This is a genomic window from Enterobacter genomosp. S (genome assembly GCF_001631805.1).
In the GTDB taxonomy this organism is placed as follows: domain Bacteria; phylum Pseudomonadota; class Gammaproteobacteria; order Enterobacterales; family Enterobacteriaceae; genus Enterobacter; species Enterobacter quasihormaechei.
In genome coordinates, this window is the sequence record NZ_LVVA01000024.1 from 122,592 (window position 1) to 136,443 (window position 13,852).

Here is a 13,852-nt window from a genome sequence, read left to right on the forward strand (position 1 = left end):
CGAGCGTGATGAGTGCTTCTACACCTTTGCCTCTGCGCGTCGCCATCATTGGCGCCGGGCAGGTTGCAGACAAAGTGCATGCCTCGTATTACGCCACGCGCAGTGATGTTCAAATGGTGGCTGTCATGGACAGCCGCCCTGAACAGGCACAGGCGTTCGCGGAACGTTATGCTATTCCATCGGCATGGCAGGACGCTCACGAGATGTTGCAGACAGTAAAACCGGATGTGGTAAGCGTCTGTTCGCCTAATCGGTTCCATTTTGAACACGTCATGGCGGCCCTCGAAGCGGGTTGTCATGTGATGTGTGAAAAGCCGCCGGCAATGACGCCGGAACAGGCCGACCAGATGCGTATTGCGGCGCGTAAGGCAGGAAAAGTCCTCGCGTATGATTTTCATCATCGCTTTGCCCTGGATACCCAGCTGCTGCGTGATGCGGTGATGAACGGCACGCTCGGCGAAGTCTACTTTAGCTCGGCGCAGGCGCTGCGCCGCTGCGGTGTACCGGGATGGGGCGTATTCACCAACAAATCGCTCCAGGGTGGCGGACCGCTTATTGATATTGGCATTCATATGCTGGATGCCGCCATGTACGTCCTGGGTTTCCCGGCGGTAAAGCGGGTGACCGCGCACAGCTTCCAGAAGCTGGGGAACCGGAAACACAGCGGCCAGTTTGGCGAGTGGGATCCCGCGCAGTTTACCGTAGAAGATGCCCTGTTTGGCACGATCGAGTTCTGCAACGGCGGCGTTCTGCGTCTGGATACCTCCTTTGCGCTTAATATCCGCGAGCAGTCCATCATGAACGTCTCTTTCTGCGGTGAAAAGGCGGGCGCAACGCTGTTCCCGGCGCATATCTATAACGACGAAGCCGGTGTTTTGGAAACCCTTGCCCAGCGTGAAGAGGCGGACGATCGGCGCCATCTGCGCAGCATGGATGCCTTCGTGCGGCATGTGCTGGGAGAGTCCGTGATGATCGCTGACGCAGAGCAGGGACTGGTTATTCAACAGCTTGTCGCCGCGCTTTATGAATCCGCAGAAACAGGGGAAAGCGTGACATTATGCTGAACGTATCTGTATTAACCGATCCGGGATTTTGTCCTCACAGCCTGAATAAATATGCCTCTGTCATGACCTGCGGCAATGGCTACATGGGCATTCGCGCTGCGCATGAAGAAGATTACACCCTGCAAACCAGGGGCATGTATCTTGCCGGCCTTTATCATCGTGCGGGTCGCAACGAGACCACTGAATTGGTCAACCTGCCGGATATCACCGGTATTGATGTTGAGCTGGACGGCGTCAATTTCACCCTTCTTTCAGGGGAAATACTTGAGTGGCAGCGCGAGCTGGCCTTTGCCAACGGCGAACTGCATCGCAACGTTGTCTGGCGTTCACCCAACGGCAAACGCTATCGGCTGGAGAGCCGCCGTTTTGTGTCGCTGGACCAGCTACCTTTAGTGGCTATTCAGCTCGCAATCACCCCCCTTGATGCCTCCGCGCAGGCCGTGCTGAAAACCGGCATTGATGCGACGCAGACGAATAGCGGCAGACAGCATCTGGATGAACTCTCGGTCAGAGTCTTTGACCAGCACTACATGCAGGGCGTTTATGAAACGCAGGACCGGGCGTCTGAGATTGTGATTTCGGCGTTTTGCCAGCTCTCGACGAAGAGCGACAGCTGCTTCACCGCCAAAAATCGTCGGCTCAGCGTGCATCATTCGCTGACGATTGCTCAGGGTGACACTGTCACGCTTGAGAAGATCGTCTGGGTAACGCATCGCAGCGATAAAGCGCTGTCGCAGGAAACTTTAGCACGTAACGCGCTGGCCGATCTCAAAGTCTGTGCGGCAAGAGGTTACGAGGCGCTGCGTGAGAGCTCAGCGTATGCCTGGAAAGACGTCTGGCGCGACGCCCGTGTGGAAGTGGCTTCCACGGAGCAACAGGATCAGCTGGCGCTGGATTACGCCGTCTGGCACCTGACGACAATGACGCCAGCCCATGATGAGCGAAGCAGTATCGCCGCAAAAGGGCTGACGGGTGAGGGGTACAAGGGGCACGTCTTCTGGGATACCGAAATTTTCCTGCTGCCGTTCCATCTATTTACCCGTCCAAAGATTGCCCGCAACCTGCTGCGCTATCGCTGGCTAAATCTCTCAGGCGCCCGTGAAAAAGCACGTCGTAACGGCTGGCCGGGCGCGCTGTTCCCGTGGGAAAGCGCCGCCAGCGGACAGGAAGAGACGCCTGAGTTCGCGGCAATCAACATTCGTACTGGGGTTCGCCAGAAGGTGGCTTCCGCACTCGCTGAACACCATATCGTGGCAGATATCGGCTGGGCCGTCGTCGCTTATTGGCATGCGACGCATGATGATGCCTTTATGCGTCACGAAGGCCTGACGTTGCTGATGGAAACCGCTTCGTTCTGGATGGGCCGCGCGACGGAGGTCAATGGTCGTCTGGAGATCCTTGACGTGATCGGACCGGACGAATACACCGAGCATGTCAACAACAACGCCTACACCAACTACCTGGCCTGGCACAACGTGGCCTGCGCGCGCCAGTTTATGGCGATGTTTGGGCGTGACGATGCGCGTTTTACGGAAAATGCCGAGACGTTTCTGGCGCGTTTGTGGTTACCGGAGGCCGACGCAGAAGGTGTGATCCCGCAGGATGATACCTTTATGACAAAACCGGCTATAGATCTGAGCCGTTACAAGGCTAAAGCGGGTAAACAGACCATTCTGCTCGATTACTCCCGCGCGGAAGTGAACGAGATGCAGATCCTGAAGCAGGCCGATGTCGTGATGCTTAACTACCTGCTGCCGGAACGGTTTACGCCGCAGCAATGTGCCGCCAATCTGGCGTTCTACGAGCCGCGCACGATTCATGATTCGTCGCTGAGTAAAGCTATCCACGGCATTGTGCTCGCGCGCTGCGGTGACACCGAGGGGGCCTATGCGTTCTGGCATGACGGTATCGCCATCGATCTGGGGGACGACCCGCACAGCAGCGATGACGGTATACATGCTGCGGCCACCGGCGCGATCTGGTTGGGGGCGATTCAGGGGTTTGCCGGGATGCACATTAGCGACGGGGAACTGCATCTTGCGCCGAAGCTGCCCGCTCACTGGCGGAAACTCGCCTTCCCGCTGCGGTGGCGGGACGCAACAATGCACATCACCTTTGAAGATGATCTGTTAACCATTAAAACTACCGCACCCGTCACGTTGACGCTGTGGGGTCAAACGCTGAACGTATCGGGGCGGAAGGTATATGCGCATCAGGACTTTCCTGCACCTGTTAATGGGACCGCTACCAAGGAGGGGCGCCATGATGCTTAACGCTGTTGTATTCGATCTGGACGGGGTGATCACCGATACCGCGCACCTTCACTTTCTGGCCTGGCGTGCCGTGGCCCAGGAGATCGACATCACCTTCGACGAAGTCTTTAACGAACAGCTAAAGGGGATAAGCCGCATGGATTCGCTCCAGCGCATCCTGAAGCACGGCGGGAAAGCGGGGATGTTCAGTGAGGAGCAGTGTCTGGCGCTTGCAGCCAGGAAAAACGCCCTCTATGTCCAGTCGCTGGCGTCTCTGACGCAGGATTCGCTGCTTCCGGGTATTCGCGAGGTGCTGGCGGATATTCGTGCTGCGAAGGTCAAAATTGGGCTGGCATCCGTATCGCTTAACGCCCCGGGGATATTGCATGCGCTGGGTATTCATCAGGCCTTCGATTTTTGCGCCGATGCCTCCCGGATCCACCGCTCAAAGCCGGACCCGGAGATCTTCCTCGCGGCATGTAAAGGACTGAACGTGCGTCCTGAAGAGGCCATCGGTATCGAAGATGCCGCCGCGGGGGTGGAAGCGATCAACGCCGCAGGAATGCTGTCGGTCGGGATTGGACCTGGCCTGGACCATGCGGGATTACAACTTCATTCAACGCAGGAACTGACCTGGGAACGCCTGACGGCGTTCTGGGCAGCCCGGGCGTATTGATAAGGAATTTACAATGGCTCAACTGTCTCTGAAACACATTCAGAAAATCTATGATAACCAGGTCCACGTGGTTAAGGATTTTAATCTCGAAATTGAGGACAAAGAATTTATTGTCTTCGTCGGTCCATCGGGCTGTGGTAAATCCACGACGCTGCGAATGATTGCCGGACTTGAGGAGATCAGCGCAGGTGAACTGATTATTGACGGGGTTTGCATGAATGATGTTCCCGCCAAATCCCGTGATATCGCGATGGTTTTCCAGAATTATGCGCTCTATCCGCATATGACGGTCTACGACAACATGGCGTTTGGCCTGAAGATGCAAAAAATTGCCCCCTCCATCATTGAAGAACGCGTTAGCTGGGCAGCCCAGATCCTGGGCTTACGGGACTATCTCCAGCGTAAGCCCGGCGCGTTGTCCGGCGGCCAGCGCCAGCGCGTGGCGTTAGGCAGGGCGATAGTGCGTGAAGCCGGGGTTTTCCTGATGGATGAACCGCTGTCAAACCTTGATGCCAAGCTTCGTGTGCAGATGCGCGCTGAAATCAGCAAGCTGCACCAGAAGCTCAATACCACCATGATTTATGTGACGCACGATCAGACGGAAGCCATGACCATGGCGACCCGCATCGTGATTTTAAAAGACGGCATCATCCAGCAGGTGGGCGCGCCGAAACAGGTGTACAACGAACCTGCGAATATGTTCGTGGCAGGGTTCATTGGTTCCCCGGCGATGAACTTTATTCGTGGCGCGATCGACGATCGCTATTTCGTGACGGAAACGCTGCGACTGGAGATCCCGGAAGATAAGCTCGCCGAACTGAATGCGCAGGGTTACCAGCGTAAAGCGGTCGTCTTTGGGATCCGTCCTGAAGACATTCTTACTCTACAGCGTAGCGATGAAAACGTTACGGCGAAAATCAGCGTCGCTGAACTCACCGGGGCAGAATTTATGCTGTATGCCACCGTGGGTGGGCATGAACTGGTTGTCCGTGCGGGTGCGGCGGATGATTACGTTGCAGGAGATATTATCGGCATCCAGTTCGATATGAGTAAGTGCCATTTCTTCGATGCTGAAACTGAAGCAGCAATTAGATAAGAAAGGTGTTCGCCGGAAATGAAAGTTTCCGGTTTTTTGTGAGTTAATTATAAAGGAATATTTTAATGAGTACTCTACTAAGAAGTGCTGCGCTCGTTCTGTGCGCAGGGGTTAGCTGCGCGCAAGCAACAGAAACAGCAAAACACTGGGAGTTTAATATTGGTGCCATGTATGAAATTGAAAACGTCGAAGGGCAGGGCGACGATAAAGATGGATTATATGAACCTTCCGTGTGGTTTAACGCCACGTATGATGCGTGGACCATTTCACTGGCCATGTATCAGGAAGGCCCGGTTGATTACAGCAGCATGACGCGTGGCACCTATTTCGATCGCCCTGAATTCGAATTACGGTATCGCTTCATTGGCACCGATGATTTTACGCTGGGTCTTACGGGTGGGTTCCGTAATTATGGATATCACTTTAAAGATGAACACGGTGCGAAAGACGGCAGTGCTAATATGCAGCGCTACAAAATTCAGCCAGACTGGGATCTGAAATTAACCGATGACTGGCGTTTTAGCGGTTGGTTTGCTATGTACCAGTTTGCGAATGACCTGGGAAAAACCGGTTATTCTGACAGCCGTGTTGAAACGGAAACCGGTTTTACCTGGACAATAAACGAAACCGTCTCTGCAAAAGTTAACTACTATTTAGAGCGTGGTTTCAATATGGACAGTTCACGTAATAACGGTGAATTCTCCACCCAGGAAATTCGTGCCTACTTGCCTGTTTCATTAGGCCAGACAACGCTTACGCCTTATACCCGTCTGGGGCTCGATCGCTGGTCAAACTGGGACTGGCAGGACGATCCAACCCGTGAAGGGCATGACTTCAACCGACTGGGGCTGCTCTATGCTTACGACTTTGCGAATGGCCTTTCCATGACGCTGGAGTATGCCTACGAATGGGAAGATCATGACGAAGGTGACAGCGACCGCTTCCACTATGCGGGGGTCGGCGTGAATTACGCGTTCTGATGATGTGATACCAGGGGCATTCGCCCCTGGTTTTTAGCGTAACGAAGCCGCATCTGTAAAGTGGGTTTCAACCAACACCTTATGCGGCGCAGGTTTACTTGCGATGCATTTGAATAAAAGAGTGCAGCTCTCTTCGCCCAGCTTTCTCGTTGGGATATCAAAGCCGCCGGGTGCAGGGGTCAAAATGAGAGACAGCATCGGGTCGCTGTACCCAGCCATGGCAACCTGCTCCGGGATCGTCAGATTTAGCGCATCCGCAGCACGATAAAGGCTCAGCAATTTCATGCTGTCAGTTGCAAAAACCGCATCGGGCGGGTTGTCTGAGGAGAGGAGCTGGCTGGCCGCCTGAAGCGCACTTTCATGGGTATATCCGCCATCGATAACCCAGGCCGGGTTAATTTCGATGCCGTGTTTCTCAAGGCTGGACTTATAGCCCGCCAGGCGATCGATAGAAACGTGATAATCGAGCGGGGCATGCAGGCAGGCAATTTTGGTGCGGCCATGCTTGATAAACGAGTCTGTTAATATGGCGCTGTCGCGGAAATTATCCGTATCGACAGAATAGATATTCTGGTAATTACCTTCAACTTTACCAATAACAACCACGGGCACGCCGTATTCATCCAGCGTCGAGAAAAAAGACTCGTTCGCCGGCGAGCTTAGCATGATGATCCCTTTGATCATCTTCTGCTTTATTTTACCCACGCATTTTTGCAGATCGTCTTCACTGCTTTTGGACGTTTGTAAAATAACATCAAAACCTTCCTCTTCTGCTTTTGCCGCTATGGCATGTAGTACATCAGAGAAAAAGGGATTTCCAGCGGTGGTTTTGGTTGAGCGGGTCGAAATAACCATAATGGCGTCGAAGCCAGAAGAGGTGAGTGCGCGGGCAAGTTTATTAGGCTGGTAATTTAATTCATCTATCGCCTTCAACACCTTTTCACGCGCTTCAGGAGAAATATTCGTTTGTTTATTCAGAACGCGTGACACGGTTGATTTCGAAACGCCAGCAACGCGGGCAATATCATAGATGGTGGGTGACATACACCTTACTCACTCCAGACGGACAGCAATTGCGCCCATCTTACTGGAGAGAAAACGGCAATAGCAATAATTAAGAATTGATAATCAACGATCTGCCCCAATTTACTGTATTCTGAAGTGACTCTTTTCAGGGTTCCAGGCAATGAAGGACGGCGATGAAGCGACTTAAAAACGAATTCAATTCTCTGGTGAACCGTGGCGTTGATCGCCACCTGCGTCTTGCCGTGACGGGGCTGAGCCGCAGCGGTAAGACGGCATTCATTACGGCAATGGTCAATCAGCTGATGAACCTGCATGCAGGGGCGCGGCTGCCGCTGCTTAGCGCGGTGCGTGAGGAGCGGCTGTTGGGCGTGAAACGCGTACCGCAACGTGATTTTGGTATCCCCCGCTTCACCTATGATGAAGGTCTGGCGCAGTTATACGGGGAGCCTCCTGCCTGGCCCACTCCGACGCGTGGCGTGAGCGAAATTCGCCTTGCGCTTCGTTTCCGCTCGAATGAATCCCTGATGCGTCACTTCAAAGAAACGTCCACGCTGTATCTCGAAATTGTGGATTATCCGGGTGAATGGCTGCTTGATTTACCCATGCTGGCGCAGGATTACCTGAGCTGGTCCCGACAGATGACCGGCCTGTTGCAGGGGCAGCGGGCAGAGTGGTCGACCAAATGGCGTCAGCTTTGCGAAGGGCTGGATCCGCTGGCGCCGGCGGATGAAAACCGTCTGGCCGTCATAGCCGAAGCCTGGACGGATTACCTGCACCAGTGCAAACAGGAGGGGCTTCATTTTATCCAGGCGGGCCGTTTTGTGCTGCCGGGTGATTTAGCAGGCGCCCCCGCGCTCCAGTTTTTCCCGTGGCCGGACGTTGACAGCATCGGCGAATCGAAGCTGGCGCAGGCGGACAAGACCACCAACGCCGGTATGCTCCGCGAGCGATACAACTACTACTGTGAAAAGGTGGTTAAGGGCTTTTATAAAAATCACTTTTTACGCTTTGACCGCCAGATCGTGCTGGTGGACTGCCTGCAACCGCTCAACAGCGGGCCGCAGGCGTTCAATGATATGCGGCTGGCGCTGACGCAGCTGATGCAGAGTTTCCATTACGGACAGCGTACCCTGTTTCGCCGTTTGTTCTCTCCGGTCATCGATAAGCTGTTGTTTGCCGCCACAAAAGCCGACCACGTGACGGTCGATCAGCACGCCAATATGGTCTCCCTGCTGCAACAGCTGGTGCAGGATGCCTGGCAGAATGCGGCTTTCGAAGGGATCGGCATGGATTGTCTGGGGCTGGCGTCCGTACAGGCTACGCAAAGCGGTTTGATTGACGTTAACGGCGAGAAAATTCCGGCCCTTCGGGGCAACCGCCTCAGCGACGGAGAGCCGCTCACGGTCTATCCGGGGGAAGTTCCCGCGCGTCTGCCGGGCCAGGCCTTCTGGCAAAGCCAGGGTTTTCAGTTCGAAGCCTTCCGTCCGCAGAGGATGAGCGTTGACCAGCCACTGCCGCACATCCGTCTGGATGCGGCGCTGGAGTTTTTGATTGGAGATAAATTGCGATGACGGAACTGTTGAAACCACGCATTGATTTTACCGGTCAGCTTGATCAGACCCCGCATGAAGCGTTTAAAACGGCGCAAACCTTCAGCGGCCCGCAGGCCGACAACTTTGCTCCCGTGCTGACAGAGGAGCCGCTGGTTGAAGAGGGGCAGGCGGAAGCGGTCGTTGACGCGGCACTGCGCCCGAAACGCAGCCTGTGGCGCAAGATGGTCACCGCCGGGCTGGCCCTTTTTGGCGCGAGCGTAATCGGGCAGGGCGTGCAGTGGGGCGTCAATGCCTGGCAAACGCAGGATTGGGTGGCGCTGGGTGGCTGTGCCGCCGGAGTGTTGATCGTTGGTGCGGGCATAGGCTCAGTCGCCACCGAGTGGCGTCGCCTCTGGCGTCTGCGTCAGCGCGCGCACGAGCGCGATGAAGCGCGGGATCTGCTGCACAGCCACGGCACGGGAAAAGGACGTGCTTTTTGTGAAAAGCTGGCGGCTCAGGCCGGGATAGATCACTCTCACCCGGCGCTACAGCGCTGGTATGCGGCGATCCACGAAACGCAGAATGATCAGGAGGTAGTCACGCTGTATGCCCATATAGTCCAGCCGGTACTGGATGCGCAGGCTCGCCGTGAGATCAGCCGTTCGGCGGCGGAATCCACGCTGATGATCGCCGTTAGCCCGCTGGCGATGGTGGACATGGCCTTTATCGCCTGGCGTAACCTGCGCCTGATTAACCGCATCGCCAGGCTGTACGGCATTGAGCTTGGCTATTACAGCCGTCTGCGCCTGTTCAAACTGGTGTTGCTGAATATCGCCTTTGCCGGGGCCAGCGAACTGGTGCGCGAGGTCGGAATGGACTGGATGTCGCAGGATCTCGCGGCGCGTCTCTCCGCGCGGGCAGCGCAGGGGATCGGTGCCGGTCTGCTGACGGCACGCTTAGGTATTAAAGCGATGGAGGTCTGTCGTCCGCTTCCCTGGATCGACGGCGACAAGCCGCGACTGGGCGATTTCCGCCGCGAGCTGGTAGGTCAGCTTAAAGAGACGCTCAGTAAAAAACCTGTGCAGTGAGGATTTGTTTACTATTCGTACTGGCTGTCAATATTTCTTGACAGCCATCTTCCCGAATACCGTGATCTGACATATCATTTTACTGTTAATGGCTTAAACGGTGAATTTCCCATGCGTCTGGAAGTCTTTTGTGAGGACCGTCTCGGTCTGACCCGCGAGTTACTCGATCTTCTTGTTTTACGTAGCATTGATTTACGTGGCATTGAGATCGACCCTGTCGGGCGAATTTACCTTAACTTTGCCGAAATTGAATTTAATACTTTCAGTAGCCTGATGGCGGAAATCCGCCGTATCGCTGGCGTTACGGATGTTCGCACCATCCCCTGGATGCCGTCCGAGCGAGAACATCTCGCGCTGAGCGCACTGCTTGAAGCGATGCCGGAGCCTTTTCTGTCTCTCGATTTGAAAAATAAAGTCGAGCGCGTTAACCAGGCCAGCTGCCAGCTGTTTGCGCAGAGCCAGGAAAAGCTCATCGGTCACCACGCTACGCAGCTGATCCCGGGGTTTAATTTCCAGCGCTGGCTGGACAGCAGCCCGCAAAATACCCATAGCGAGCACGTCGTCATCAACGGACAGAATTTCCTGATGGAGATCACGCCGGTCTACCTGAAAGGCGAAAATGCCGCGCGGGTGCTGACCGGCGCAGTGATCATGCTGCGCTCCACGGTGCGCATGGGCCGCCAGTTACAGAATCTGTCCAGCCAGGACGTTGGCGCATTCAGCCAGATTATTGCGGTAAGCCCGAAGATGCGTCACGTGATCGACCAGGCGCGCAAGCTGGCTAATCTGACCGCGCCGCTGCTGATTACCGGTGATACCGGCACGGGGAAAGATCTGCTGGCGCATGCTGTGCACATGGCCAGCCCGCGCGCGGCAAAACCGTATCTGGCGCTGAACTGTGCATCGATTCCGGAAGATGCGGTGGAAAGCGAGCTGTTCGGGCATGCGCCGGAAGGCAAAAAAGGCTTCTTTGAACAGGCAAACGGCGGTTCGGTGCTGCTGGACGAGATTGGCGAAATGTCGCCCCGCATGCAGGCGAAGCTGCTGCGCTTCCTGAATGACGGCACGTTCCGTCGCGTGGGGGAAGATCATGAAGTGCACGTGGATGTGCGCGTCATCTGCGCCACCCAGAAAAACCTGGTGGAGCTGGTGCAGAAAGGGGTATTCCGCGAAGATCTTTACTATCGTCTGAACGTTCTGACGCTCAATATCCCGCCACTGCGCGATTGCCCGCAGGACATCATGCCGTTGACGGAGCTTTTCGTCGCCCGTTTTGCCGACGAGCAGGGCGTGCCGCGTCCGAAGCTTTCTGCCGACCTCGGTACCGTGCTGACGCGTTACGGCTGGCCGGGCAATATTCGTCAGCTAAAAAATGCGGTTTATCGCGCATTAACTCAGCTTGAAGGGTATGAACTGCGTCCTCAGGATATTTTGTTGCCGGATTACGATGCCGGGACGGTCTCGGTAGGCGAAGAGGCCATGGAAGGCTCGCTGGACGATATCACTAGCCGTTTCGAGCGTTCGGTGTTAACACAGCTTTATCGTAGCTATCCGAGCACGCGCAAGCTGGCGAAACGTCTTGGGGTCTCACATACTGCGATTGCGAATAAGCTGCGCGAGTATGGGTTGAATCAGAAGAAGGGTGACGAATAAACAAAAAAGCCTCTTTGCAGAGGCTTTTTTACGTTTAGGCTTTAAGTGCCTCAAGTGCAGCGGTGTAATCCGGTTCGGTGGTGATTTCGTTAACCAGCTCGCTGAAAACAACGTTGTCGTTTTCGTCGATGACCAGCACCGCACGTGCAGCCAGACCTTTCAGCGCGCCTTCGGAAATGGCAACGCCGTATTGCTCCAGAAAATCCGGGCTACGCAGAGTGGAAAGGGTGATGACGTTGCTCAGGCCTTCAGCGCCGCAGAAGCGGGACTGGGCAAACGGCAGGTCAGCAGAAATGCACAGCACCACGGTGTTGTCCATTTCGGTCGCCAGCTGGTTGAATTTACGCACGGATGCCGCGCAAACGCCCGTATCGATGCTTGGGAAAATGTTCAGGACTTTACGTTTGCCAGCAAACTGGCTCAGCGTGACGTCAGACAGATCTTTAGCCACCAGAGTAAAAGGCTGTGCTTTGCTGCCAGACTGAGGGATGGAACCTGCAACAGCTACCGGGTTGCCCTGGAAATGAACGAGTTGTGACATAGATATCTTCCTGTTTACAAATAGTTAACGTCGTGGCTAGTGTATGTCATCCGCAGTTAGCACGGCAAACCAATTTTATGCCTTACCGGCCTGCAAGGAGTCAGTGATGAGAAGCGTTAAGGTCTATGAAGAAGCCTGGCCATTGCACACCCCGTTTGTGATCTCGCGCGGCAGCCGTAATGAGGCCTGCGTGGTGGTGGTTGAATGTGAAGAGGACGGCATAAAAGGCGTCGGGGAATGTACCCCTTATCCTCGCTACGGAGAAAGCCTGGCCTCAGTCATGGCGCAAATTATGACGGTGGTGCCCGACTTGCAGGCGGGCCTGACGCGTGAGGCCCTTCAGCAGCGGTTGCCGGCCGGCGCGGCACGCAACGCGATCGACTGCGCGCTCTGGAGTCTGGAAGCGGCGAAGCAACACAAACCGCTGCCTTCACTGCTGGACGTTACGCTGCCGCAATCGATCGTCACCGCGCAAACGGTCGTCATTGGTGAACCCGAGCAAATGGCGGCCAGCGCTCAGGCGTTATATGCCACCGGTGCAACCTTATTAAAGGTGAAGCTCGACGATCGTCTGATTAGCGAACGCATGGTCGCCATTCGGGCGGCGGTTCCAGATGCCACCCTGATAGTCGACGCGAACGAGTCATGGCACAGCGAAGGGCTGGCGGCCCGCTGTCAGCTGCTTGCCGATCTGGGCGTTGCCATGCTGGAGCAACCTCTCCCGGCAGACGACGACGCCGCGCTGGCGAATTTTATTCATCCGCTTCCCGTCTGTGCAGATGAAAGCTGTCATACGCGCGAGAGTCTTTCAGATCTCAAAGGCCGCTACGAGATGGTGAACATCAAGCTGGATAAAACAGGGGGGTTAACCGAGGCCCTGGCGCTGGCAAAGCATGCGCAGGCGCAAGGCTTTACCCTGATGCTGGGCTGTATGTTGTGCACGTCCAGAGCGATCGGAGCTGCACTCCCGCTGGTGAACAGCGTGCGTTTTGCCGATCTGGATGGCCCAACCTGGCTGGCGGTTGACGTTTCACCCGCCCTGAGTTTTACCTCTGGCGTTCTTCATCTTTGAGGCTGCCAGCGCAGAAGATCTGTCATCGCTCTGAGGTATTTTTCACTCGCTTCATCCGAGGAGATAGGAGGAAATTCTGCGGTGATACAGTGCAGGCCGAGATCGGCGCACCAGCTTCCAAACGACCCGGGAGTTTCATAGCCGACGCTGGTTACCAGCGGAAGAGCAAACGCATCCGCCAGCCACTGCCCGAGCGCCGTATGACGAGGATCTTCAATACAGGCGAGGGGATCGTGGAAAGAGACTACCCAGGCCGGGTGGATCTTATGAATAAGCTGGCACAACGCCTGAGTCTCGGGCTCGGAACCCGGTTTGTCGCCCGTGAGCAGAACCACATCGCGTTCCTGCGCCGAACTGTTCCAGCGATACACCGTTTCACCCGCGCGCCAGTTTGCTGCCGGAAAGTTCCTGTTTAGGTCAACGCCTCGTGCATTTGCCCGTAATCCAAGCTGGCAACCGTCCGGGTTGACGCTCAGAATCACATGATGTCGTCGTAAATCGGGGGCCAGCGTACGTAGCGCACACGAAAGCGTTACGATGGACGAGTTTTCGTCGCCATGCGTGCCCGCAATGATTAAGCCGCTGGTACGATCGGGCTCGGGTGCGGGGAACCAGATCAGTGGAGCGCCTAAAAATGAGCGGCCATAATGTTCAGTCCCGGGCGGGAAGGCGCCGCGTTCCGTTCTTGGTCGGGTGGTTGCCATAGTAAACCCTGATGATGAAGTCGCTTCTGGCAGTGTTGTGCAAAACCCGCGCTTAATCAAATAGTTTCCGTCTGGATGGAAAATTGCCTGACATCAACTTTCCAGAGGAAGCATTTGCATTTCTCCGTGTCGAAACAAATAATTACGCATCTGCCTGTTACCTGACAT

General features: G+C 55.4%; 12 protein-coding genes. 9 read left to right on the forward strand and 3 right to left on the reverse strand.

What is annotated here, in order from left to right:
* The first annotated feature begins 5 nt into the window (after window positions 1-5).
* The 5 genes from A3466_RS21720 (at window position 6) to A3466_RS21740 (ending at window position 6,068) form a co-directional block, all read left to right on the forward strand.
* Window positions 6-1,064 carry a Gfo/Idh/MocA family protein gene (locus tag A3466_RS21720; RefSeq protein WP_102750176.1) on the forward strand — a complete coding sequence of 353 codons (1,059 nt, stop codon included), beginning with the start codon at window positions 6-8 and terminating at the stop codon, window positions 1,062-1,064.
* Window positions 1,058-3,337 (forward strand): glycoside hydrolase family 65 protein, encoded by a 2,280-nt coding sequence (locus tag A3466_RS21725; protein ID WP_063452303.1) that lies wholly within the window; start codon window positions 1,058-1,060, stop codon window positions 3,335-3,337. Before A3466_RS21720 ends, A3466_RS21725 begins: the two co-directional genes overlap by 7 nt.
* Window positions 3,327-3,992, forward strand: a complete 666-nt coding sequence (pgmB, locus tag A3466_RS21730) for a beta-phosphoglucomutase (RefSeq protein ID WP_063452304.1) — start codon at window positions 3,327-3,329, stop codon at window positions 3,990-3,992. Before A3466_RS21725 ends, pgmB begins: the two co-directional genes overlap by 11 nt.
* Before the next feature lie 13 nt (window positions 3,993-4,005).
* The gene (locus A3466_RS21735) at window positions 4,006-5,088 is read left to right on the forward strand and encodes an ABC transporter ATP-binding protein (protein ID WP_063452305.1); all 1,083 of its coding nucleotides are present in this window, start codon (window positions 4,006-4,008) and stop codon (window positions 5,086-5,088) included.
* 65 nt (window positions 5,089-5,153) lie between these two features.
* Window positions 5,154-6,068: an OmpG family monomeric porin gene (locus tag A3466_RS21740; RefSeq protein ID WP_063452306.1), complete on the forward strand. Its 915-nt coding sequence runs from the start codon at window positions 5,154-5,156 to the stop codon at window positions 6,066-6,068.
* A 33-nt stretch (window positions 6,069-6,101) separates the two neighbouring features.
* Here the strand turns inward: A3466_RS21740 and A3466_RS21745 are convergent, their stop codons facing one another.
* Window positions 6,102-7,112 (reverse strand): LacI family DNA-binding transcriptional regulator, encoded by a 1,011-nt coding sequence (locus A3466_RS21745; RefSeq protein WP_063452307.1) that lies wholly within the window; start codon window positions 7,110-7,112, stop codon window positions 6,102-6,104.
* Between the two features lie 155 nt (window positions 7,113-7,267).
* Here A3466_RS21745 and A3466_RS21750 point away from each other — a divergent pair, with 155 nt between their 5' ends.
* The 3 genes from A3466_RS21750 to tyrR all read left to right on the forward strand — a co-directional run bounded on the left by A3466_RS21750 (window position 7,268) and on the right by tyrR (window position 11,367).
* Complete coding sequence (locus tag A3466_RS21750) at window positions 7,268-8,665, forward strand: YcjX family protein (RefSeq protein ID WP_063452308.1); 1,398 nt, start codon at window positions 7,268-7,270, stop codon at window positions 8,663-8,665.
* On the forward strand, window positions 8,662-9,714 hold the full coding sequence (locus A3466_RS21755) for a YcjF family protein (protein WP_063452309.1): 1,053 nt from the start codon (window positions 8,662-8,664) through the stop codon (window positions 9,712-9,714). The genes A3466_RS21750 and A3466_RS21755 overlap by 4 nt, the downstream gene beginning before the upstream one ends.
* Before the next feature lie 111 nt (window positions 9,715-9,825).
* Window positions 9,826-11,367 carry a transcriptional regulator TyrR gene (gene tyrR, locus A3466_RS21760; RefSeq protein WP_063452310.1) on the forward strand — a complete coding sequence of 514 codons (1,542 nt, stop codon included), beginning with the start codon at window positions 9,826-9,828 and terminating at the stop codon, window positions 11,365-11,367.
* A 34-nt stretch (window positions 11,368-11,401) separates the two neighbouring features.
* Here the strand turns inward: tyrR and tpx are convergent, their stop codons facing one another.
* Window positions 11,402-11,908 carry a thiol peroxidase gene (gene tpx, locus A3466_RS21765; protein WP_063452311.1) on the reverse strand — a complete coding sequence of 169 codons (507 nt, stop codon included), beginning with the start codon at window positions 11,906-11,908 and terminating at the stop codon, window positions 11,402-11,404.
* A gap of 106 nt (window positions 11,909-12,014) precedes the next feature.
* Here tpx and ycjG point away from each other — a divergent pair, with 106 nt between their 5' ends.
* A complete protein-coding gene (ycjG, locus tag A3466_RS21770) occupies window positions 12,015-12,980 on the forward strand; it encodes an L-Ala-D/L-Glu epimerase (protein ID WP_063452312.1) in 966 nt (321 codons plus the stop codon).
* Here ycjG and mpaA read toward each other — a convergent pair.
* On the reverse strand, window positions 12,971-13,684 hold the full coding sequence (gene mpaA / locus A3466_RS21775; RefSeq protein ID WP_063452313.1) for a murein tripeptide amidase MpaA: 714 nt from the start codon (window positions 13,682-13,684) through the stop codon (window positions 12,971-12,973). The two genes, ycjG and mpaA, sit on opposite strands and share 10 nt — an antisense overlap.
* Window positions 13,685-13,852 lie beyond the last annotated feature (168 nt).